This is a genomic window from Ruminococcus sp. D54t1_190329_F1 (assembly GCF_015551645.1).
Classification (GTDB): domain Bacteria; phylum Bacillota; class Clostridia; order Lachnospirales; family Lachnospiraceae; genus Blautia_A; species Blautia_A faecis.
Genome location: NZ_JADNDC010000023.1, coordinates 1 through 23,988, shown reverse-complemented (window position 1 = coordinate 23,988; position 23,988 = coordinate 1). Strand labels below are relative to the sequence as shown.

17 protein-coding genes and 1 tRNA gene are annotated in these 23,988 nt (G+C 44.9%); 10 read left to right on the top strand and 8 right to left on the bottom strand.

Annotated features, from left to right (window positions below):
* Positions 1-61: 61 nt before the first annotated feature.
* The 5 genes from I2D69_RS11835 to I2D69_RS11815 all read right to left on the bottom strand — a co-directional run bounded on the left by I2D69_RS11835 (position 62) and on the right by I2D69_RS11815 (position 7,751).
* Positions 62-952 carry a TPM domain-containing protein gene (locus I2D69_RS11835; RefSeq protein WP_173735401.1) on the bottom strand — a complete coding sequence of 297 codons (891 nt, stop codon included), beginning with the start codon at positions 950-952 and terminating at the stop codon, positions 62-64.
* Between the two features lie 13 nt (positions 953-965).
* Positions 966-2,054, bottom strand: a complete 1,089-nt coding sequence (locus I2D69_RS11830; protein WP_173735400.1) for a hypothetical protein — start codon at positions 2,052-2,054, stop codon at positions 966-968.
* 26 nt (positions 2,055-2,080) lie between these two features.
* Positions 2,081-3,454: an SPFH domain-containing protein gene (locus tag I2D69_RS11825; RefSeq protein WP_173735399.1), complete on the bottom strand. Its 1,374-nt coding sequence runs from the start codon at positions 3,452-3,454 to the stop codon at positions 2,081-2,083.
* A gap of 731 nt (positions 3,455-4,185) precedes the next feature.
* Positions 4,186-5,751, bottom strand: a complete 1,566-nt coding sequence (locus I2D69_RS11820; RefSeq protein WP_195379948.1) for a CapA family protein — start codon at positions 5,749-5,751, stop codon at positions 4,186-4,188.
* A gap of 230 nt (positions 5,752-5,981) precedes the next feature.
* Complete coding sequence (locus tag I2D69_RS11815; RefSeq protein WP_195379947.1) at positions 5,982-7,751, bottom strand: DUF885 domain-containing protein; 1,770 nt, start codon at positions 7,749-7,751, stop codon at positions 5,982-5,984.
* Between the two features lie 304 nt (positions 7,752-8,055).
* Between I2D69_RS11815 and I2D69_RS11810 the strand changes: the two genes are divergently transcribed.
* Positions 8,056-8,613 (top strand): C40 family peptidase, encoded by a 558-nt coding sequence (locus I2D69_RS11810; RefSeq protein ID WP_195379946.1) that lies wholly within the window; start codon positions 8,056-8,058, stop codon positions 8,611-8,613.
* Positions 8,614-9,598: 985 nt separating this feature from the next.
* Here I2D69_RS11810 and I2D69_RS11805 read toward each other — a convergent pair.
* The 3 genes from I2D69_RS11805 to trmB form a co-directional block, all read right to left on the bottom strand.
* Positions 9,599-9,671, bottom strand: a tRNA-Lys gene (locus I2D69_RS11805).
* A gap of 747 nt (positions 9,672-10,418) precedes the next feature.
* Entirely contained in the window at positions 10,419-13,904 is a 3,486-nt protein-coding gene (locus tag I2D69_RS11800) for a DEAD/DEAH box helicase (RefSeq protein ID WP_243243808.1), read from the bottom strand.
* Between the two features lie 243 nt (positions 13,905-14,147).
* Positions 14,148-14,801: a tRNA (guanosine(46)-N7)-methyltransferase TrmB gene (gene trmB / locus I2D69_RS11795; protein ID WP_195379944.1), complete on the bottom strand. Its 654-nt coding sequence runs from the start codon at positions 14,799-14,801 to the stop codon at positions 14,148-14,150.
* Between the two features lie 499 nt (positions 14,802-15,300).
* On the opposite strand from trmB, the gene I2D69_RS11790 reads away from it, so the two are divergent.
* The 9 genes from I2D69_RS11790 to I2D69_RS11750 all read left to right on the top strand — a co-directional run bounded on the left by I2D69_RS11790 (position 15,301) and on the right by I2D69_RS11750 (position 23,890).
* The gene (locus I2D69_RS11790; RefSeq protein WP_118579350.1) at positions 15,301-15,621 is read left to right on the top strand and encodes a hypothetical protein; all 321 of its coding nucleotides are present in this window, start codon (positions 15,301-15,303) and stop codon (positions 15,619-15,621) included.
* On the top strand, positions 15,621-16,664 hold the full coding sequence (locus I2D69_RS11785) for a V-type ATPase subunit (protein WP_118579353.1): 1,044 nt from the start codon (positions 15,621-15,623) through the stop codon (positions 16,662-16,664). The genes I2D69_RS11790 and I2D69_RS11785 overlap by 1 nt, the downstream gene beginning before the upstream one ends.
* Positions 16,665-16,682: 18 nt before the next feature.
* Positions 16,683-18,653 (top strand): V-type ATPase 116kDa subunit family protein, encoded by a 1,971-nt coding sequence (locus tag I2D69_RS11780; RefSeq protein WP_173736221.1) that lies wholly within the window; start codon positions 16,683-16,685, stop codon positions 18,651-18,653.
* Between the two features lie 88 nt (positions 18,654-18,741).
* On the top strand, positions 18,742-19,173 hold the full coding sequence (locus I2D69_RS11775) for an ATP synthase subunit C (protein WP_118579356.1): 432 nt from the start codon (positions 18,742-18,744) through the stop codon (positions 19,171-19,173).
* Positions 19,174-19,175: 2 nt separating this feature from the next.
* Positions 19,176-19,484, top strand: coding sequence for a V-type ATP synthase subunit F (locus tag I2D69_RS11770; protein ID WP_117851005.1), 309 nt, complete (start codon positions 19,176-19,178; stop codon positions 19,482-19,484).
* 17 nt (positions 19,485-19,501) lie between these two features.
* Complete coding sequence (locus I2D69_RS11765; RefSeq protein ID WP_118579359.1) at positions 19,502-20,089, top strand: V-type ATP synthase subunit E; 588 nt, start codon at positions 19,502-19,504, stop codon at positions 20,087-20,089.
* Positions 20,082-21,851: a V-type ATP synthase subunit A gene (locus I2D69_RS11760; RefSeq protein WP_118579362.1), complete on the top strand. Its 1,770-nt coding sequence runs from the start codon at positions 20,082-20,084 to the stop codon at positions 21,849-21,851. Before I2D69_RS11765 ends, I2D69_RS11760 begins: the two co-directional genes overlap by 8 nt.
* An 18-nt stretch (positions 21,852-21,869) precedes the next feature.
* Positions 21,870-23,252 (top strand): V-type ATP synthase subunit B, encoded by a 1,383-nt coding sequence (locus I2D69_RS11755; RefSeq protein WP_118579365.1) that lies wholly within the window; start codon positions 21,870-21,872, stop codon positions 23,250-23,252.
* Positions 23,253-23,269: 17 nt separating this feature from the next.
* The gene (locus I2D69_RS11750) at positions 23,270-23,890 is read left to right on the top strand and encodes a V-type ATP synthase subunit D (RefSeq protein ID WP_118579368.1); all 621 of its coding nucleotides are present in this window, start codon (positions 23,270-23,272) and stop codon (positions 23,888-23,890) included.
* The last annotated feature ends 98 nt before the right edge of the window (positions 23,891-23,988 follow it).

Below are 23,988 nucleotides of genomic sequence, written 5' to 3'. Positions count from 1 at the left end.
GGAAGGGGAGGTGTCGTTCGAGGCGACCTGCCGCAGTGCAATTCTGCAAGAAGGAATCTTTTTAGAAGCTTCCGCCTGTACCTCCGTGATCGCTGTCTGAGCCGCCGGAGGAACTGTCACTATCCTTCGGTTTCGCTGTTTTGGTAACTGTGTGATACAGGAAAATATCGTTTGATCTTGTCAGTTCCATACTTCCCTGGCGCACATAATCCACTGCGCTGTCCTGTGTCCGTACGCTTTTCAGCTGGGCTCTCATGCCCATGGTGCACAGAAACGCAAGCACAAGACCGATTCCCAGGGAAATGAGAATCCATATGGGAGAAAAGGGCTCTGTATAAGGCTCCCCGTTAGCAGCCATTTCCAACAGATCCTGACACAGATCTGCGTAGGTATCGAAAGCGCCGTAGAAGTTTTCATCCTTTAACAGAGGCTCTACATTTTCCTTCAGATAAGCAAGTCCGTCATCGTTAAACGCAGTCATACCATATCCGTGGGTGGTAATGTGCCATTCACGGTCGCCAATGCTGACCATGAACAGGATTCCGTCGTGGTTTTCGCCGGTTCCGTAACCATTCTCATCGAAGAAATGATCTGTAAAGTAGTTCATCTCATTGCCGTCTTTCGACTCTACTGTGGCAACTGCCACTTCCAGATTGTATTCCCCGGTGATGGCTTCCAGCTTATCCAGAAGCTGGGATTCTTCTTCATCTGTGAGAAGATCCGCCTCGTCCAGGACAAGGGAAAATTCGGAGGCTGCAAAGTCCTGATAAGAGTCATCTTCCTCACTGCCGGATCCGCCAAAGCTGTTGGAAGCTGCGGCCTGTACCGTAACAGCTCCCGTACCTGGCAAAGCAGTAGTAAAAAGCGCATCTGTGCCTGGAATAACTGCACTGAAAAGGCTTCCTGCTCCCAGCACTGCCGCCAGAATAATTCCAAATGATTGTTTTTTCATGGCATGTTCCTCCTTAACAAAATGTGTGAATCAGCCATGCAATGGCGTAAGCAGCAACGGAAAAACCTGCAGTAAGTCCAAGGAACCATTTAGTGAAAATACCTTTATCTACAGGCAGATTTCCTACAAATTTACCAGTCTGTCCGTTCATGCCGAACAGATAGTGGTTGCCCTTCCAGGTGGTGGAAAGAAGCCATACCGGGAAAAGAGCATAGTGGGTTTTACCGCCTTTTAACTGAATACGGGTATCTTCAGGGGTAACGCTGTCATAACCGATGACCGTATCGCGAAAAGCATCTTCAGCGGCTTTTCTTACACGCTGGTTGGCGCGCTCAGCAGATTCTTCTGCGGATACATCATATTTGTCCGCAACGTATCCTGCCAGGTAAGGAGTGGCAAAGTCCACAGCCTCGGAAATTACATAAGGCTCCAGAGACTCTGTTAAATCATTGTCAATTTTGGAAGAACCGTCTACCGGAATCTGGTCGAACCCGATGTTTCCAGCACGGAAAACAGAGTAATGGCTGGTTTCCGTATAATCATAGTCGCTGTCACTCCAGAAACGGGTCTTGGTGGCATGATAGCGGATATCTGCAGAAGCGTCGGTGTCAAAAAGCCAGAAAGGCACATAAACACCTTTGATCTCGTCAATGTGATTTTCCTTTTTAAATACTTTGGGTAAAAGGATCTTGCCGTGAAGATGTTTGGTCAGACCTTCTTTGGCTGCCTTTTTGTCCAGCTTAAACGGAATGATAAAATCCGGACGCAGGGTACCGGAAAATTTGCCGGACATTACTACCGGATTGCCGCAGAATGGGCAGGAGGAAGCACCTGTGCTTTCATCGGCAACGATTTCCCCGCCGCAGGACTGGCATATGTAAACGGACATTCCGCTGGCTTCATCTTCCTTCCAGGAGTTGTCTGAAGCACTCTCCCAGTTCAATTCATCAGATTGCTGGTTAGCTGCTGCTTCGTTAAATTCTTTGACGGCTTCCATATCAAATTCAGTGTCGCAGTAAGGACATTTCATCTTCTGGAGCTTACTGTTGAATTCGATTGCTCCGCCGCAGCAAGGGCATTTGTATTCAAGTAAATCGGACATAATTCATCTCCTTTTATGCTGCTTTTTTACTGGGTATCGTTTTCATTAAATGGATCGCCACAGTTCGGACAGAATTTTGGTGGATTGGTTGGATCTTCCGGTTCCCAGCCGCACTTGTCACAGCGGTACCGAGGCTTCATAGCCGGTTTAGGAGAACCGCAGTTGGTGCAGAATTTGCCTGTATTTACAGCGCCGCAGGAACAGGTCCAGCTTGCATTTGCTGCAGGTGTCTGAGGCTTTTTCGCGCCGCATTCCGGGCAGAAATTACCGGAAACCATAGCACCGCAGGAGCATTTCCACTGGTCAGCTGCCGGAGCAGAACCGCCTGCCTGAGCCTGGGATACGGCCGGATTTGGCTGTGGTTGTGCCATCTGCTGTGCCTGAGCTGTCTGCTGCTGTCCCATAGCGTAAAGATTCTGTGCGTTAAAACCGCCAGTCATGCCTGCCATATTCATGCCCATGAAACCGGTCATGGCACCGCCAGCGTTGCCTGCTGCTGTCTTCATGGCGTCTGCCTGTGCTCCTGCAAGAGTAGCGGCTGCCATGGCAGGATTGCGGAGGATAGCCATACGCTGAGCTTCTTTGATCATCTGGGCATCTTCCTCAGGAAGAGTGATCGGATTCATGGCAACAGATACGATCACGAGACCACGAAGCTGACTCCATTTCTGGGTGAGAGCCTGGTTCATGGCATCACAGAGCTCCATTGCATGAGCCGGAAGTGCGCTTGGACGGATTCCCTGCTGGGAAATGCTGGCAAATGCCGGCTGAAGAGCTGAGATAAATTCTGTTTTCAGCTGTCCCTCGATCTGCTCTCTGTCGTACTGCTGTTCAAAGTTTCCGCAGACGTTGGAATAGAAGAGAAGCGGGTCTGCAATGCGGTAGGAATAAACACCGCTGCAGCGGACAGAAACATCAATGTCCAGTCCGATGTTCTGGTCTACAACACGGAATGGAATCGGGTTCGGAGTTCCGAATTTATTGTCCACCAGTTCTTTGGTATTGAAATAGTAAACACGCTGGTCTTTGCCAGTGTCACCGCCGAATGTGAAACGCTTGCCAATAGTGTGGAAAGTGTTCATGATGGCGTCGCCCAGATTTCCGGAGAAAATACTTGGCTCGGTAGAAGCATCGTAGGTGTATTCGCCTGGCTCTGCGCAGATATCAACGATCTTGCCCTGCTCTACGATCATCATACACTGTCCGTCTGCGACTGCGATTCCGGATCCGGTGGTGATAATGTTGTCGCTTCCCTTGGTATTGGAGGAACGTTTGGATGTGCGCTTCTGCCCCTTTACTGCCAGAACGTCATTGTCGATGGCATCACAGTAGAAAAATTCTTTCCACTGATCTGCAAGTGTACCGCCTGCGGCGCCAAGTGCTGCTTTAATAAGTCCCATATTGTAACTCCTTTCTTTTTGACCGGTCAATGACTGGAAAAATTATGTAAACGAATGCCACCTGATGCCAATAGCAGGAGTGCATTGGCGCAGAAACCATGGATTTCATATCTGGTGGTGCCTGTGTGAGCAGACATAGTGGTTTCGTTAATTTGTACAGTTATTGTCCGAAAATGATTTTATTAATTATTCTACATAACGATTCAGCAGACATTATTCCGCGAGGTGTTTTTGTGAACGAAGTTCACAGAAAAAACGAGAAATGCGGCGCGAAATCGTATAAAACATGATTTCTGTGTATCCAGAAGGATATCACTGTGAATGTGCGGAATCGTTACTACTCTACTATAAATTTTATCTGATTTTGTCTGAAAAAACAACCTATATGTGATAAATGACTGGTTTTCGTGACAATAAGACATAGATACTATCTGATTTGCAGTAAATAGGAATTGTATACCAGCCATTTGATGACAAAAAAATGTTTGGAATGCCGGAATAACAAAAATCTGCAGCCTATATATTATAGTACTGCAGATTTTGTCATTAGTAATATTGAACCTGGTATGGGGCGTAATTTATTTTTGGTTCTGCTAACTCTGTTCACAGAAACGCTCTTCGTAATGCATAGAAATCATGCATTCGCATGATTTCGCGTCAAAGGTTTCGGGTTTTGTATGAACTTTGTTCACACAAACACCTCGCGGAACGTTACCGGTGAACAGTGACATTTAACCTTCTGAATTGTCATCAGATGCGTCTGCTCCGGAATGGTCTGATCCAGAGCCGTCAGAACTGGAACTGCTTTGGGTGGCAAGTGTCTGATAGTACCAGGAGGAGGTGATGGAATCATTATCCTCCACGTAATTTCCGTTGGAATCCAGCATATTTCCGTCGGAATCAAATGTGACATCCAGAAGATTCGTCTTAGTAGATGGTGTGACGTTCATGGACATGATTTCATCATATTTTGTCTGAAGGTTTTCCAGGGAAAATTCATCTCCGATGGACTGGCGGACGCTGTGTGCAGATGCTAGAGCGTCTGTATAATCGTCCAGCTTATATGGTGCATATTCCAGGGTATCGTAGCTGTAATGCATAACCAGCGGTGTCAGTGTGGCATCTTGGATCTGGATGCTGGTCTGGTCGCCGTCTACAGTCTTCTGAATGGTAAAGGCTGCCATTCCGCCAAGAAGCTGCTTCAGTGTTTCCTGACCGGTAACGAAGTTGCCAAGGGAGTAGTAGATCAGCATGTTGTGACCAGAGTCATCTGTAAGGTAGCCATATGGCTGGAGCACATTCGGATTGGTTCCGATCACAACGTCAACACCCTGCTCCATAAGGAAGTTGGCCCATTCTTTTTCGTATTCGGTAGGCATTGGTTCTTCGGTCTTGCCCCAGTTTGCAGAGAAAATCACACAGTCTGCGGAAGCTTTGGCCTGTTTGATGGCGGCTGCAACATCGGCAGTGCTGAACGTGTCAATCATAGAGCCTTTTCCGGAAGTGGATGTATCTGTACTTCCAGAGCTGTCTGCATCTCCTGTTGAACTGCCGGAAGTATCCGAGCTGGCAGAGTCGTTTGCAGAACCATCAGAACTATCAGTGCTGTCGCCGGAGCTTACAGTCTGGCTTCCATATGACGGGAAGGTATAGTTAAGGAACGCAATCTTGATTCCGTTAATTTCTACAATCTTCGGAGTGTCTATACCGGACTGGTTTTTATGAATACCAACCAGAGTGACATCCGGATGGCTGGTTTCCCAGTAATTTAAAGTTTCGTTGATCATGGAAGAACCATTGTCATCGATCAGTGCTGTGGCAGATGTGACCACATTAAATCCGGCATTTACAAGTGCGTCGCCAATCTCTGTAGGAGTGGCGTAAGGCGCGGTACCGCTGACTGCGCTGTGGTCTGTGGTGAAAGGTGTTTCCTGATTGACCATAGCAATGTCGGCAGCCTGTATATCGGATTTCAGATTAGCATAAACACTGTCATAATTCCAGGCACCGGTTTCTGACTGACCGGATGCAAGAAGACTTGGCTGAACCAGGTTATCCCCAACTGCAAGAACTGTGGCTGTAGTGACTTCCTGGGTGGTGGCAGCTGCCTCTTCTTCCTTCTGTTTTTGTAAGTCAGCTGCTTTTTTCGCCTGGGCGGCTGGCTGGCGGATCATGGTGTAGTCCATCTGGTTAAACACCAGGCAGAGAACCACCAGAACCGCGATGGATACCAGAAAGCTGGTTCTGGAATTCAGGCGTTCTTTATAATTTAATGGGAGATTATCTCGTTTTTTCATGATTTTGCCCTTCTCTAATGTAGGAAAATATGACCAGCAGGATCAGAAAATCAGATTGCTCCTGCATATTTTCAATGTGAGTTCATTATAGCAAATTATTGTGCTCAAAGAAAGAAGTTATTACATAAATATTTAAAAAAATGTTACAGCATTTCGGGAATTTTCGGGTAATATTGCGCGTGGATCTGGCAGGCAGAAGCCGGGCGAAAATACTGCAGCTTCAGAGGCAATCATAATTTCTCGTTCATGTATTTTCGCAAAACCGGAAACTGCACAGGGCCGATTTCCAGTATCTTCTGATGAAAACTTTTCAGATCAAAGTTTTCGCCAAGGAGGGATTGCTGTTCTTCTTTCAGATCCAGAAAATTCAGATATCCCACATAGTATTTCAGATAATTAGCAGGTGTTTCGGTGATATATCGGTAAATCTCGGCCGTGACAGCAGCATCACGGATTCCGAAAAGATTCAGGAAGCGGGCGGCTTGCGCAGGAGTCCAGCCGTGGTAATGGATTCCCACATCCAGTAGGGAGTAAATGCACAGATTCACGCTGCGGTTCAGCCAGGAAAGTCGCGTGCAGGCAGAAGCTTCCTGTGAGGATAAGGTGCCGGCAGACAGATAATCTGCGGCATAATCATACGCATAACTTTCCACATAAGTGGCCCAGCCTTCCACGTATCCGCTGTAATCGATGAGATACCGGATATGGGATGGACTTTGTCGTCCGAAATAAACGGTCTGGTAAAGATGACCGGGGAAGCCTTCGTGCGCCAGCGTGGTAAAAAGCTCCAGATTGGAAATTTGCCGTCCATGATTGATGTAAATAACATTTGGCGCTCCTGTGTCCATTGGCGGTGTCAGGTAAAACGCCGGGCTGAGAAATTCTTCCATGGATTTATGTACAGACCGGATTTCGAAATCTACAGAAGCAGTGGAGGGGAAATCCTGCTGAATATTTTTTTCCAGAAGCTCCATGACCCGTGTGGGCTCCATATCTGGCAAATCCATTTTCTCATTTAGCAATGTGAGAAGTTGTGGATGCTGTTTCAAAAGTTCTGAAATTTCCTGAGAATCGGTGGAAAGCTGCTGGGTGAGGCGCTTTTCCAGTTTTTCCACAGGTATGTAGATTCCCACCTGGCTTTTTAGAAGATATTGGTAATATTCCTTTCCACCGGAAAAATTGACCAGGCCTCCGGTATTTTTGCCTGTTCCCAGAAGTTGCTCCAGACCTTCTATCAGCGTTTGATATGCGGGGAGAACCTTTTCCTTCAGAATCTGTTTATGGGTCAGGTTCAGCTGTTCCTGGTCCTTTTCGGAAAGCTTTCCATAGGCTTTTAGTTTCTGAGAAAAAATTTCCAGCATATAATTGGAATCCGGGTTTTGAATAAAAGCACGGCATTGGTCCTGAATGCGTTCCAGAGTTTCGTCGCACATAAAAAATCCGGCATCAGATTTTGTCTGTTCAAAGGCGAGAATGCTCTGGAAATATTCTTTTGTGCTGCAGAGCAGATTCAGGTAGTCGGTGATGTCCTGATTGGTGTAGAAGGAGTATTCCGCCAGCAGTACAGGCAGCTGCGCCTGGATCCCGAGGCTTGGGCTAAGCGGCTCTTCCAAAAGATAATTGTCGCCCAGAGAGGCTTCGGTGTGGTAGTAAAGGAGGAGCAGATCAAGGGTCAGGCGATTGGAAGTACTGAGCTTTGACTGGGAAAATTTTTTCAGCTTTTTTACATATTCCTGGCACTGGGCAGAGGCTTTTTCATTGTTGGGATGTATTGTGCCAAGGGTAGCGCGGGGGCGTGAGATGCCCTGTTTTTCCGGATAAGCCAGGGAATAATGAAGATTCAGGGCGTTTCCGGAAACCTCTTTTTCAAATATGGACTCCGCGAAGTTTTCGAAGCGGGCATTTTCGGAGAAGACATGACTGAAAAGCCAGGAAAATGTGAAGCAGATAATAAGAAAAAAAGCCAGAATAGCGGCGGTGAATTTTGGTCTGTTTGACATAGGATGCCCTCTGCTCTGGGGGATTTCTACTATATTATTGAGAATTTCAGTGTAGTATGCGAAATATTTGGTTCCATGGCTTTAAGGTTATGTGTATTTTGTGTACAAGACTGACGGGAATGACGAAATTAGTTGGGGATGTCATGGGGAAGTTGTTGGATTTCACGGAAAAGGCGATTTTTTTATTTGTGGGAGCAAAATTGACGGTAACAGATTGTTGTGATATTATGCGTAATTGTTACATATGCTTAATATAAATGTAACATTTTGAAGGGCGATTTTATATAAATTGAGAGGTGTATGAATGTTAAAAAATAAAATGAAAAAACTGATCTGCGGAATGACAATGTGTATAACGGTCTGTTCTCAGATGATTTTTCCACAGACTGCGTTTGCAGCGACTAAGGCTGCTGTGGAAAAGGCGGGCGAGGCATTTGTAGCTGGGATGACAGAGACTGCAGAGGCAGAGGAGGTACTTTCTGAGGAAGAGCTTCGTCAGCAAATCGTGGATTTTGCGCTGCAGTTTGAGGGAAATCCTTATGTTTACGGTGGGACAAGTCTGACAAACGGAGCAGACTGTTCCGGGTTTGTAATGTCTGTGTTTGCACAGTTTGGCTATTCACTGCCCAGAGTAGCAGCAGATCAGTATAATCAATCAGCGAAAAAAAGCGTGGAAGATCTGGAGCCAGGAGATCTGATTTTCTATGGAAGCGGAATCAGCCATGTGGCACTGTACATTGGAAATGGACAGATTATCCATGCAAGTACATCTGCGTCTGGAATCAAGATTTCCAACTATGATTATGAGGCGACTGTGGGAGTAGGAACTTATATTGAAGCGGACGGCTTCTTTAGTGAATAAGAGTGAGGGAGCGGAGCATTTGATAAAACAGATATGAAATCCGGTTATCCTGTTCTGACATTTACAGCCGGGGAAGGTTTCCCCGGCCTTTTTGTACAGTGGCGGGAGCCTGCCACGATACAAAGGGGAATAGTGAGAGAATAAAATTGATTTGTGTGTATTTTGTAAGGTATTGTAAATACGATATTTTGCAAGGAAAAATGTCGAAAAATGTTGAAATTAGCAGATTGCACAAAGACTTTAAAAAAATGTGGATAGGTGAATTAATAGGTAGAAAGTTTTCCACTTTCAAAAATATGAAAAAATGTTGAAAAATCAAGTTATGCACAAAGTTATCCACATTATCCACATGGAAAAGCATGTGGATGAGTTGATTTACATAATGGGAATCGAAACAAATGTTTTGGTTATTGTTATGAAAATGTAAAATTCGACAGAAATCGGCAAAAAGGTATTGACTTTTACAAAATCAAAATATTATAGAATATTCGCGGAAAATATTACAATTAAAGCCAAAAACGATAAAATGTCTGACAAAAAAGTATAGGATTACGAATGCGGTTGGCAACCGTGAGAGTATCCCAGGCGCAGAACAGCTGATTTTTATATTAAGTACAATGCTACAGAGATCTCTCAGATATTTGGAGTTCCAATGGAGCAAATTATGAGAATAAGGAAAGAGAAAAATTTATAAAAATCAAGTGAAGAAAGCCCTTTGCCAGAATCAGATATGATTTATGGCAGAGGGCTTTTTGCTAAGAGAAATTGAAAGGTAAAGTTGCATACTTTATTTGTATTCAAAAATGTATTCAAATGTAACCATTTGTAACTACCCCAAATGTAACAGTTTTTGGAAAAACGTGAGATTACAATTTATAGTCGAAAGGGTTAAAATCCCCGAAAGCCTTGATCTTACTGGCTTTGCAGGCACAAAAAAACACCGTCCCCGCGGCAATCGCTTTGTCCGCAAAAACAGTGCTTTCAGTGCGCCTTCAGGGGTTCGAACCCTGGACACCCTGATTAAGAGTCAGGTGCTCTACCAACTGAGCTAAAGGCGCATTTCCTATTTCGTTGATTTGTTATTTCCTCAACGCAAGATGTATTATATATCAAGTGTAGGACAAAAGTCAATAGGAATTTTATAATTTTTTTAAATTTTTTCGAAAACTTTTACGATTGCTATTTAGTGTGTTGGTCATTATTCCGGACGCGATTTCACAATGTATATTCACCGCCGCGCGTCGCAACGTTCCGGCAAGCTAATGACTAACTGCGACTAAGACGCTCAGGAGAGCCTTCGCGCCTAAGTCTCCGTAAGTCATGGATCTCGCCTCCACTAAAACCGCTCCTGAAATGCGCGGCTTGCGAATATACATTGCAAAATCGCTGGTTATTGGAAAGAGAAGAAAGAAACAATAACGACAACAATGGGGGTGGGGTGAAGTAGTTGGTATCCCGCAACTTTATTGTTTTTTGCCAATCTATCGTTGTCAAGAAAGTGTAGGGAAACCAATCACTCACCCACCCCTCTTCATTAAAAGTTCTTATCAACCAGCAAGTCCCAGCCAGTACACAGCATTTGGGCAATGTGTATTACTCCAGCGAGCCATTTCAGGCGCGCTCTTAGCGTAAGCGAAATCCAGCGCTTACGGAGACTTATGCGTGAGGGCTCTCCCGAACGCATTAGTCGCAGTTAGCGATTAGTTCGCTGTAGCGTTGCGCCGGCGAGTGAGTAATACACATTGTCCAAATGCGTCCGCATTGAAGAACTTTTAATCAATTAAATAGCAATAGTACCTTATTTCCTACAACAATTCCAGAATATCCTCCCTGCTCATACCACTCAGCTGTCCCATATCACCGCTGATGATCTGCTCTGCCAGATCCTGCTTTGCTTCCTGGAGCTTCTGGATCTTTTCTTCAATGGTATTGCGGGCGATGAGCTTGTACACGGTAACTTTCTTTGTCTGTCCGATACGGTGGGCACGGTCAGTGGCCTGATTCTGGACAGCCTGATTCCACCAGGGGTCATAGTGGATAACCACATCTGCACCTGTCAGATTCAGTCCAACGCCGCCTGCTTTCAGGGAAATGAGAAATACAGGAGTGGTATCAGAATTGAACTGTTTCACAAGCTCCTGTCGTTTCTGCTTGGAGGTTTCCCCAGTGATGATGTAATAAGGAATCCCCTCTTTTTCCAGTGCTGCCTGAAGAAGAGCCAGCATGGAAGTAAACTGGGAAAATAAAAGCATACGGTGCCCACCATCAATAGCACTCTGGATCAGCTGCATACAGCTCTCAGCCTTGGCAGATTCACCGCGGTAATTTTCAAAGCAAAGAGAAGGAGAGCAGCAGATCTGTCGCAGCTTCGTCAATTCAGCCAGAATCCACAATTTGCTCTTATTAAATTCGCCCTCGTCCTGCTGGGCAATTTTTTCCTTCATATGCACAACCTGGGCATCATACAGCTTCTGCTGTGCATCCTCAAATTTCACGTAACGGACTTCTTCCAGTTTTTCAGGAAGATCCTTCAACACATCCTCTTTCAGACGGCGAAGGATAAATGGAGACACCATTTTCTGCAGACGGGTCATGGCAGACTCATCGTCGTTCTTTACGATCGGAGTTTCAAATTCCTTTTTAAAGGAATCATAACCGTAGAGAAATCCCGGCATTAAATAATCGAAAATGCTCCAAAGCTCACTGAGGCGGTTCTCAATTGGTGTTCCGGTAAGTGCGTAGCGGGTCTGGCTGTGGATCACCTTTACAGATTTGGCTGCTGCTGTTGTGTGATTCTTGATATACTGTGCCTCATCAATGATCTGGTATAAAAATTCTTTTTCCTCATACTGGTCAATATCTCTTTTTAAAAGATCGTAAGAGGTGACCAGAACATCGAAATCTGAGTACGTCTGAAGCTTTGCCTGACGCTCGGACTGACTTCCTGCGATCAGGGAAACTTTCAGCTGTGGGGCAAATCGGGCAAGCTCTTCACCCCAGTTAAAAACAAGGGCAGCGGGAGCTACTACCAGGGATGTGCCGGTTTTTCCTTCAAGCTTCGCTGCAAGAAGAACTGCGATTACTTGTAAGGTTTTTCCAAGGCCCATATCATCGGCGAGAATTCCGCCAAATTTCCATGCTTCCAGGGTACGCAGCCATTTATAACCGTTCTTCTGGTATTTTCGCATGATTCTGGAAAGGCTTTCCGGCTCTTCAAAATCGGCATCGTTAATGGTTTTGAAGCCTTTTACGATTTCACGGAAATGACGGTCGCGGTTGGCATATATGTTTTCGTTGCTCTCCAGCATCTGATCCAGATATAAGGTGCGGTATGCCGGAATGTGCATTTTTCCTTTGACAAATTCCTTTGGGGTGAGATGAAGGGTTTTCATCAGTTCTGCCAGCATTTCCAGGTTCTGCTCTTGAAGATTGACAAATTCGCCGCTTTTCAGCTTGTAATATTTTTTCTTCAGCTGATAGCTTTTCAGGATATCCAGAAGCTCCTGGCTGGAAATATCATCGGTGGAAATATTCAGATCCAGGAGTCCGCCGGATACGGACACACCAACGGAAACCTTTACAGTCTTTAAGGTGTGTCTGCTGCGGAAACGGTTGGTGCAGCGTACTTCGCCAAGCTCCATGAGGGCGGCAGTTCCAGACTCCATAATCTGATAGCTAAGTTCTTCGTCATGGTTGCAGTGAAGTACGTCAAAGTCGGGATCATAGTAAGGCAGCCATTCCATGGTCTGATCCAGCACACTGTTTTCCAGAGGAAAGTCACGGAACTGCTGGTCCGGGGAGATATCCTCATGAAGTAAAAGCTTTCCTACAGAGAATTCTCTTTTTCCATAAAAGGCGCTTACCTTGCAGATAACGTTATCGTTTTCCATGTCCAGATAAAATACGAAGTGTGCTTCAGGGGTGAGGTACTGCCTGAATTTCTCCGGATTTTCCTCCATAATATCCGCTACCTCCTGAAGCTGAGGCAGCACATTGTGATAAAAATTGGACAATGTATTACGTCCCATCTGGAAGTGGAATTCTCCATTTCTGGAAAGCGCTGTCAATGGACGGACCTTTTCCATAAAGGCCGGTTCTGTTTTGCAGAAGCTGTCATCCTGAATAAAGTATGAAGAGTCCATACCCTGAAAAAGCTCTGGGATATATCCCTTTACTGTGACACCGTCAAACTGCTTTTTATCCTTAGAGGCATCCAGAATCCGTATGGAAATACGTGGATTCCCTGTTTTGCAGTGAAGCTGGGCTTTTTTACGGGCTGCATCCGGAGTTTTATCTTCAAAATCTATTTTCTCACTGCCGACATTGTCGTAAAAACTGTCCAGACGCCAGCCAAAAAGATCCAGAGAATTGCCAACATTAAATTTTTTTGGCAAATAGATGCCGGAATTTTGGATTTTGTCTACAAACTGCTCTTCCTCGCGGACAATCCGGTCAATATAGCGGATCCATTTGCGGCTCTCCTCTGTGAAATCCTGCGTTTTGTGGCTGATCTGGGTGCTGGTTCCATACTGAACGATCTCACCGTTGCGAACCTGGCGGCAGAAGTCATCCAGTTTTTTTACCACAAACATTTTGGAAGTTCCCACTTTAAAAGAAACGGAAAGCTTATTGCCATTCTGAGTCAGCCTTGGAATCAGGGAAACACTTGGAGAAACCTGGGCCGGTGTTTCTTTCTGGCCGTTTTTGATTTGTCCCATGCGGTAGGAGTTCAGCAGATAGTCTCCGTTCATGTCTGTGGCATCTGAAAAATTATTGTGGCTTACATAATCCCGCACATAAAAAGCCAGAGCAGCGGTATACTGGCATCTGGAATTATCAGAGTACCAGCCCCAGTATTTCTTACTGCACTCCGGGCATCCACATCTTGCGTAAGTCACTTCTTCGTGAGAAAAAAGGAGTGTGACATCAAAATTATTTCTGCCGGTTTGGAAAGTTGCCTCTATCTGGCCAAGACGCTGACCGTTCATCCTGTCGTAACCGCAGGAAATGTCAGTGACATTCATTTTCCCCTGGCGATAGATGGCTTCCCCGCTTTTTCGGTCTTTGGCAGTGAGCTTTAAGGATTCGAGAATTTTGTTGCCGTCAAAATAGCTGTAATTTTCCAGCTGCTGGATATTTCCTTCTAATGAGGAATCGTCGTCTGTGTCACTGTCATTCTGGGAACCGCCAAGGAGCTGGTACGTTTCGTTACGCTTTTGTTTTTCCAGCTCTTCCTGACGTTTGCGCTCTTCCGTTTCTTTCTTTTTCACTTCTGTCGGAGAATTTTTCATTTGTTTGGCTTCCTTTTTATGATTTTTCTTTGTTGTTTTTGTCCTTGGGAAACATGCTGTCCAGCAGTTTGGACAGTTCATTGGCATGCTTTTTTATGCCGGAGAAGGGATTGCTTCTGTTTTTATGTTCATAGCCAAATTGAGCAGCAAATTTTTGCAAAGATCTGGTTCGCTTCATATAAAAAACTCCTGCCAGATATTTCTTCCTTATAATATGAAAAGAAATACAGCAAGGTGAAACATTTAACGACGAATGATCATCTTACAGATCGGATTTCCCATAGAGGAAAATTTTTCCTCATATTCGGTCATTACATTTCCAATCATCATTTCTTCGTTATGGTGGAGGTCAAAGGTGTGAGCTTCCAGTTTCCATCCTGCTTCCGGGACTTCTTCCAGGGAAAAGTCGAACAGACCGCGGTTATCAGTTTTGAACTCGATGGTTCCGTCTTTTTTCAGAATTTTGTCGTAGCGGGAAAGAAATTCCCGAGAGGTAAGGCGGCGGGAAGCGTGGCGGGCCTTAGGCCAGGGATCAGAGAAGTTCAGATAGATTCTGGAAACCTCGCCTTTTTCAAAAACTTCGGGAAGAAGTCTTGCATCCATGCGCATGAATTTTAAATTAGAAAGCTCCTGTCCTTCTTCTGCAAGGGCTTCTTTCTTCTGAATGGCACGAAGGAGTACGCTGTCATACATTTCGATTCCGATATAGTTGATTTCCGGATGAAGCTTCGCCATATCCATAAGAAAGCGGCCTTTTCCCATGCCAACCTCCAGATGGACAGGCTGATTCTGTGGGAAAATCTTGTTCCAGTTTCCCTTATTCTCCTGGGGATTCTGGATCACGTAAATACTTTCTTCAATTGCGTCTTTGGCGCCTGGTATATTTCTAAGTCGCATGGTTTCCTCCTGTAATTAAATTTATAACTGGCTGAAACTGATTTCGGCTCTTTGCAAAAGTTTACCAGGTGGTAAAAAATGCTTGTCAGAATCAGCTGAAATTGTATTCATTCTTAACAAAACTACTATACATGATTTCCTGCTTTTTCGCAATAATATTGATATCGTGATTCCTCAGACACGCTCTATGTCAGGGGGGAACGCAAAGAGCTTCTAATTGAAAAAATTGACCAATTTTGACTGAATATGAAACCTATCAGCAAGAAATCCAAATGGAAAAACGAGAAAATTCTGTATAAATATGATTTTCTTCCTATTTATAATTAATACGTGTACCTATTATAAAATTTCGATATGACAGGAATTGATAAGATCGTTAATTTTTAGTCAAATCATCTGGAATTGTATTGAATTTTTGTGAAAATTTTAGGCAAAGTTTGACTGGTATTTTCATCAAAATGGGTGTAAGATACTTAAAACTTGAAAAAGGAGGGGAAAAATGGAACAGATAATCGGTAAGTTATCCGAGATAGAGACAACTGCAGAGACCATTATGAAGGATGCACTGCAGAAGAAGAAAGCTCTTTCAGCTGAGATGGAAAGGCAGTCCAAGGAATTCGACACCCAGCTGGAGAAACAGACAGAAGAGCAGATTAAGGAAATTCGCCGGAATCTTGAGGGTGAGAAGGATAAGCGCCTGTCATCCCTGCGGGAAGACACTCAGGCTGCCTTAAGTCAGCTGGACGCTTACTATGCGAAGAATCACGAACGCCTTTCCAGAGAAATTTTTGAAAAGATCATTCAGGAGGAAGTGATGTAATGGGAAGCGTTCTTTCCTACAGCGGAATTTCCACGAAAATACGCGCTATGAGCAGTCATCTGGTGACAGATGAACAGCTTCAGGAAATCGTCCGCTTTTCGGACGTTCCACAGGTAGCCGCTTATTTGAAGAAAACGCCGGAATATGCGAAAGCATGGTCAGACCTTGATGAGAATAATCTTCACCGAGGTGAGATCGAGAAGCTTCTGAAGAAATCCATTTTCGGAAATTTCTCCCGCATTTACAATTTTGCAAACAAGGAGCAGCGCAAGTTCCTGGCACTTTATTCCAAGCGCTACGAAATCCGTGTTCTGAAAGAGATCATGACAAATCTCTTTGATCACAGAAGCACCGATCCTGTGGATATGAGTCCTTACCGCGACTTTTTCCTGCACCATTCCAAGCTGGACATTGACAGAGTGGCAGGTGCCGGAAATATGGATGAGTTCATGACAGCCCTGAAGGGCAATGAATTCTATGCTCCGCTTCAGAGCGTATATGAGAACGGCAATGGACTTTTATTTGACTACGGAATGGCTCTTGATCTTTATTATTTTAATCAGATCTGGAGTGTCCGCAAAAAGTTATTCAAGGGAAACGATCTGGACGAGATCACCAAGGCTTATGGTGAGAAGTTTGATATGCTGAATCTGCAGTTTATCCTGAGATCCAAGCGTTATTACAAAATGGAGCCGGCAGCCATCTACGCACAGCTGATTCCCGTGAATTATAAACTAAAGAAAGAAGAAATCACAGCTCTGGTGGAAGCTACCAGCAAAGAAGAAGGTGAGCAGATCTTTTCCCGTACCTGGTACGGCAGGAAATATCAGCAGCTGAACCTGATCTCCATGGAGGAGCTTTATAATAGTCTGCTCCGTACCGTGCTTGAGAAAGAGGCTCGCAAGGATCCTTATTCAGTAGCTGTTTTGTATTCTTATCTTTACCACAAAGAGCATGAGGTAAACCGTCTGACCATCGCACTGGAGTGTGTTCGTTACCAGGTTGATCCGGACGAGGCAATGCATTATGTTCACAACAATTAGTAACCCGGAGGTAGCAATGTGATTGAGAAAATGAAATTTGTCAGCATTACCGGGCCAAGAGAGGATATCGACCGAGTTGTAAATAATTACCTCAGCCGGTATGAGATTCATCTGGAGAATGCTCTTACTGAGCTCACAGATGTGAAGAATCTTTCCCCTTATCTTGAAATCAATCCTTATAAAGAAGCTTTAAGCACAGTCGGAAGCTTCTATGAAGAGGTTGAGAACCCGGAGCAGGCTTCTGCGAAGAAGCTGCCAATCGAAAAAGCTCTCTCTTTCGTACAGCAGATCAAAGATGAAGCGGATGTCCTTAACAAGACACGCCAGGAACTGGAAGAGAAACGTGATTCTCTGTCAGAATCACTTCGTATTATCTATCCGTTCCGAAATGTAGACTTTGATGTGCAGTCAATCCTGAAAATGCGTTATATCCATTATCGCTTTGGACGGATCGAGAAAGATTATTTCGATAAATTTAAAACATACATTTATGATAATCTGGATACGATTTTCATTAAATGTGATGAAGATGACCGTTATATCTGGGGAATTTATTTTGTTCCCGTTCATGAAGCGCAGCGGATCCATGCCGTATATTCTGCTATGCACTTTGAAAAAATCTTTGTACCGGATCAGTATGATGGAACTGCCAAAGCTGCATACACAGCACTTGAAGCGCAGTACAAGAAAACAATTGCAGATCTTGATGCGAACAAAGCGGCAAGAAAAGCTTTCTTCAGAAAAAATGCATCCGACATTGTTTCCTGCAAACATACACTTTCCCAGTTTTCAAGGAACTTTGATATCCGTAAACTGGCAGCATGCACACATGGGGACAATAAGGGAGAGGCAGCAGCCGATTATAAGCCGAAGGAACCATTTTATATCCTTTGTGGCTGGATGACAGAGAAGGATGCCAAAGCTTTCCAGAATGATATTTCCGGAGATTCCCGTATTTTCTGTCTGATTGATGAGAATGAGCAGGAGGATGCCCATAAGACACCGCCTACCAAGCTGAAGAATCCCAAGCTTTTCAAGCCATTCGAAATGTACACCAAAATGTATGGCCTTCCGGCTTATGGAGAGATGGATCCAACCTGGTTTATCGCCATTACTTATTCCTTTATTTTCGGAGCAATGTTCGGAGATGCAGGACAGGGTCTGGTTTTATTGATCGGCGGATATCTTCTTTACAGATTCAAGCATATTGATCTTGCCGGAATTATCAGCTGTGCAGGTATCTTTTCCACATTCTTTGGCTTCATGTTCGGCAGCGTCTTCGGATTTGAGGATATTATAGAGCCTGTATGGTTAAGGCCTATGGATGCCATGATGAATGTGCCTTTTATCGGAAAACTGAATACCGTATTTATTATCGCTATTGGCTTTGGTATGGGAATCATTCTTCTGTGTATGATTTTTAATATTATGAATTCCCTGAAAGCAAAGGATACAGAGAAAGTATGGTTTGATACCAACTCTGTTGCAGGCCTTGTATTCTATGGATCCGCAGTGATTGTAATTGCATTGTTCATGACAGGCCATAAGCTTCCTGGCGGTATTGTTCTTTGCATTATGTTTATTCTTCCGCTGCTTGTAATGTTCTTAAAAGAGCCTCTTACAAACCTTGTGGAAAAGAAGCCGGCAGCCTTTGAAGGCGGTGTGGGAATGTTTATTGTTCAGGGATTTTTCGAGATGTTCGAAGTCCTTTTGAGTTATTTCTCCAACACACTTTCTTTCGTGCGTATCGGAGCTTATGCAGTCAGCCATGCAGCTATGATGCAGGTTGTACTGATGCTGGCCGGTGCCGAGAACGGAAGCCCGAACTGGGTAGTGATTGTTCTCGGAAATATTTTCGTATGCGGTCTTGAGGGTCTGATCGTTGGTATCCAGGTACTGAGACTTGAGTATTACGAGATGTTCAGCCGTTTCTACAAAGGAAGCGGAAGAAAATTCGAGCCGTTCCGTTCTGACGCGGAGGCAAAGTAAACTGCCGCTGGTAGTGAAATATTTATCAAATGTCTCTGTGAAATGCAGTGACATTACAAATGTTAAAAACACGAGGAGGTCAATTATCATGACAGTTATGACACAGATTATCTTAGCAGTAGCGCTTGTATTAAGCATTATCGTTCCATTTGGTTATTATTTCATCGGCGAGAAGAGCCGTGGACGCTATAAAACAACAATCGCAACAAACGCATTTTTCTTCTTTGGTACAATGTTAGTAGCAGCAATGGTTATGTTTGCAGGAAGCTCTTCTGTACAGGCTGCAACAGGCGCTGATGCAGGTATTGCAACAGGTCTTGGATATATTGCAGCAGCTCTTGTTACAGGTCTTTCCTGTATCGGTGGTGGTATTGCCGTAGCCAGTGCGGCAAGTGCAGCTCTTGGTGCAATCAGCGAGGATCAGAGCATTCTTGGTAAATCCCTTATCTTCGTAGGTCTTGCCGAAGGTGTTGCTCTTTACGGTCTGATCATTTCCTTCATGATCATCGGTAAATTATAATTATGAAAATGTTTTTGATCAGTGACAACATCGATACCTGCACAGGGATGAGACTGGCAGGTGTGGAAGGCGTGGTAGTCCATGAGCGTGACGAACTGAAGGACGCTCTGGAAAAAGCAATCGCCAACAAGGAAATCGGGATTCTCCTCCTGACCGAGAAATTCGGCAGGGAGTTTCCCCAGATCGTGGACGATGTAAAGCTGAACCATAAAACGCCTTTGATCATCGAAATCCCTGACAGGCATGGTACAGGCCGCAAACCTGATTTTATTACCGGATATGTTAACGAAGCCATTGGCTTAAAGTTATAGGCAGGAGAAGACCAAGCATGACAATTGAAGAAAAACTGCAGCATTTCTACGACACTTCCGTTGCGGAAGCCCAGACAGAGGCTGAGAATACACTGGAAGCACATAAGAAGAGTCTGGAAGAAATGTTTGAAAAGCATAAAGAATCAAGAAAAATGGATGCCGAGGCACAGATCAAGGCAGAGACAGAAAATGCTACCCGAGAGGTAAACAAGGCACTTTCTGCTGAGCAGCTGACTTTAAGACGTGACTGGACAGCCAAACAGACAGAGCTTAAAAACGAGCTTTTTGTAGAGGTTAAGAATCATCTGGAGAACTTCATGGAGAGTCCTGCGTATCAGGATTATCTGTGCAGCAGAATCCAGAAGGCAAGAGAATTTGCAGGAAATGATGAGATTTTTATCTATCTTTCCGCTGAAGATACAGCATTACAGCGCTCTATTGTAGCAAAGACCGGATTCACAGTTGAGATTTCCGATGAACCGTTTATGGGTGGTATCAAAGCCACAATCCCGGCTAAAAACATCCTGATCGACAACTCTTTCCTGAGTGCTTATGAGAAGCTGAAAAAAGAATTCAAATTTGACGGAGGGCTGAGCCATGAATAAAACAGGTATTATCTACGGCGTTAACGGTCCTGTTATTTATCTGAAAGGCGACCCGGGATTTAAGATTTCCGAGATGGTTTATGTTGGACCTGAGAAGCTGGTCGGTGAGGTCATTGGTCTGAAAAAGGGTATGACTACCGTACAGGTTTTCGAGGAGACAACAGGACTGAAGCCAGGTGATACAGTAATGGGAACAGGCGATGCTATTTCCGTTCTTCTGGGACCTGGAATCATTCATAACATTTTCGACGGTATCCAGCGTCCTCTGGAGGAGATCGCAAAATCCTCCGGAAAATATATTTCCCGTGGTGTAAGTGTTGATTCCCTTGATACTGCTAAGAAATGGGATGTTCATGTAACTGTTAAAGTTGGAGATATGGTAAGTGCAGGTACTATCATTGCCGAGACTCAGGAAACAGCTTCCATTCTTCATAAATCCATGGTTCCGCCAACAATTGGAGAGGCTGAGGTTATCAAGGCAGTTCCGGACGGAGCATATACCATCCTTGACCCGATTGTAACGGTTCGTCTTTCTGATGGCAGTGAGCGCGATATCGCACTTGCGCAGAAATGGCCGATCCGTGTGCCAAGACCTACCTACAAGCGTTTCCCTGCAAGCGTGCCGCTTGTAACCGGACAGCGTATCCTGGATACCCTTTTCCCAATTGCAAAGGGTGGTACAGCAGCGATTCCTGGCGGTTTCGGTACTGGAAAAACTATGACACAGCACCAGATCGCAAAGTGGTCTGACGCTGATATCATTATCTATATTGGATGTGGTGAGCGTGGAAACGAGATGACACAGGTTCTGGAGGATTTCAGTAAACTGATCGACCCGAAATCCGGAAACCTGATGATGGACCGTACCACTCTGATCGCCAATACATCAAACATGCCTGTTGCAGCCCGTGAGGCTTCTATTTATACAGGTGTTACACTGGCTGAGTATTATCGTGACATGGGTTATGACGTTGCCATCATGGCAGACTCCACTTCCCGTTGGGCTGAGGCTCTTCGTGAGTTATCCGGACGTCTGGAGGAAATGCCTGCAGAGGAAGGCTTCCCGGCTTATCTGGCTTCCAAGCTTTCCGCTTTCTATGAGAGAGCGGGTATGATGCAGAACTTAAATGGAACAGAGGGTTCTGTTTCCATCATCGGTGCAGTTTCCCCACAGGGAGGTGACTTCTCCGAGCCTGTTACACAGAATACAAAGCGTTTCGTCCGCTGTTTCTGGGGACTGGATAAATCTCTGGCTTATGCCCGTCATTTCCCGGCTATCCACTGGCTTACAAGCTATAGTGAGTACCTGGAGGATTTAACCCCATGGTACAGAGATAATGTTTCTGCTAAATTTGTAAGCGACCGTAATCAGCTGATGGCGATTCTGAACCAGGAGAGTTCCCTGATGGAAATCGTTAAGCTGATCGGTAGTGATGTTCTTCCGGATGACCAGAAGCTGACTCTGGAGATTGCAAGGGTTATCCGTCTTGGATTCCTTCAGCAGAATGCGTTCCATGCAGAGGATACCTGTGTACCGATGAGCAAGCAGTTCAATATGATGGAGATCATCCTTTATCTGTACGAGAAGTGCCGTTCCCTTGTTAATCAGGGAATGCCGGTTTCCGTACTGAAGGAGGACAATATTTTTGAGCGTGTTATTGCTATCAAATATGATGTTCCGAATAACAAACCTGAGATGTTTGACCAGTATAAGGCTGACATCGACAGATTCTATGATAACGTATTAGAGAGAAACGGCTGATAGGGAGGTAAGTTTTTTATGGCAATCGAATATTTAGGCCTTAGTGAAATAAACGGCCCTCTTGTAGTTCTGGAAGGCGTTAAAAACGCTTCCTACGAGGAAATCGTCTCCTTCCGTATGGATGACGGTACCGAAAAGCTTGGCCGTATTATTGAAATATACGAAGATAAAGCAGTAATTCAGGTTTTCGAGGGTACAGATAATATGTCCCTTGGAAACACTCATACACGTCTTAGCGGTCATCCTATGGAAATCGGGCTCTCCCCGGAAATCCTGGGACGTACCTTTAACGGTATTGGACAGCCAATCGATGGGCTGGGCGAGATCACACCGGAGGTAAGCCTGAACATCAATGGTCTGCCGCTGAACCCGGTTACCCGTGAGTATCCGCGTAACTACATCAATACCGGTATTTCTGCAATTGATGGTCTGACCACCCTGATTCGTGGACAGAAGCTTCCGATTTTCTCCGGAAACGGTCTTCCACATGATAAGCTGGCGGCACAGATCGTGCGTCAGGCATCTCTGGGTGCTGATTCCGATGAAAATTTCGCCATTGTGTTTGCTGCAATGGGTGTTAAATATGATGTTGCAGAGTTTTTCCGCAGAACATTTGAGGAGAGCGGTGCTTCCGATCATGTTGTTATGTTCCTGAACCTGGCAAATGATCCGACTGTTGAGCGTCTTCTGACTCCGAAGATTGCCCTGACTGCAGCAGAGTATCTTGCTTTTGAAAAAGGTATGCATATTCTGGTTATCCTTACAGATATTACTTCTTTCTGTGAGGCAATGCGTGAGGTTTCTTCCTCCAAGGGAGAGATTCCTTCCCGTAAAGGTTATCCTGGATATCTTTACAGTGAGCTTGCTACTTTATATGAGCGTGCAGGTATTGTTTCCGGTGGTACAGGTTCTGTTACACAGATCCCGATTCTGACCATGCCTAATGATGATATTACCCATCCGATCCCTGACCTTACCGGTTATATTACTGAGGGTCAGATTGTTCTGGACAGACAGCTTCATGGACAGGGTATTTACCCGCCAATCAATGTTCTGCCGTCTCTTTCCCGTCTGATGAAGGATGGTATTGGTGAGGGCTTCACAAGAGCAGACCATCAGGATGTTGCCAACCAGCTGTTTTCCTGTTATGCAAAGGTTGGAGATGCGAGAGCCCTTGCTTCTGTTATCGGTGAGGACGAGCTTTCTCCTCTGGATAAGAAGTATCTGCAGTTTGGTAAGGCGTTTGAGGCTGAGTTTGTCGGTCAGACAGATACAGAGAACAGAAGTATTATCGATACTCTGAATAAGGGCTGGGAGCTTCTTGGTATGCTTCCGAAGGATGAGCTTGACCGTATTGATACCAAGATTCTGGATCAGTATTATCACGAGACTACCAAATAAAGAGTGAGGTGACTTGAATGGATCCGAATACCTTTCCTACCAAGGGTAATTTAATTCTGGCTAAGAATTCACTTGCTCTTTCCCGTCAGGGTTACGAACTGATGGATAAGAAGCGTAATATTCTGATTCGTGAGATGATGAATCTGGTTGATCAGGCGAAGGATATCCAGGGACAGATTGACGAGACGTTCCGGACTGCGTATGAGGCTTTGCAGAAAGCGAATATGGAGATGGGTATCGCGTTTGTGGATCAGATTTCCCATACGGTGCCGGTGGAGAATTCTATCCGTATTAAGACACGTAGTGTTATGGGTACGGAGATTCCGCTGGTAGAGTATGATAAGTCGGGAAATGTGCCGACATATGCTTATTATAGTACGAAGATGTCTCTGGATGAGGCGAAGGCGGCTTTTGAGAGGGTGAAGGAGCTTTCCATTAAGCTGTCTATGATTGAGAATTCGGCGATTCGGCTGGCTAGTAATATTAAGAAGACTCAGAAGAGGGCGAATGCGCTGAAGAATATTACGATTCCGAAGTTCGAGGCTCTGACCAAGGATATTTCCAATGCTTTGGAGGAGAAGGAGAGAGAGGAATTTACCAGACTTAAGGTTATTAAGAGAATGAAGCAGGGTGCGTGATGGCGCCCTGTTTTTTTCTGTGTGTGTCCAGCAAAGCTGGACTACACTTGCCGGTGTAAGTCCGGTCACGGTAATCGCCAGTGAGCCGTGTAGTTAAA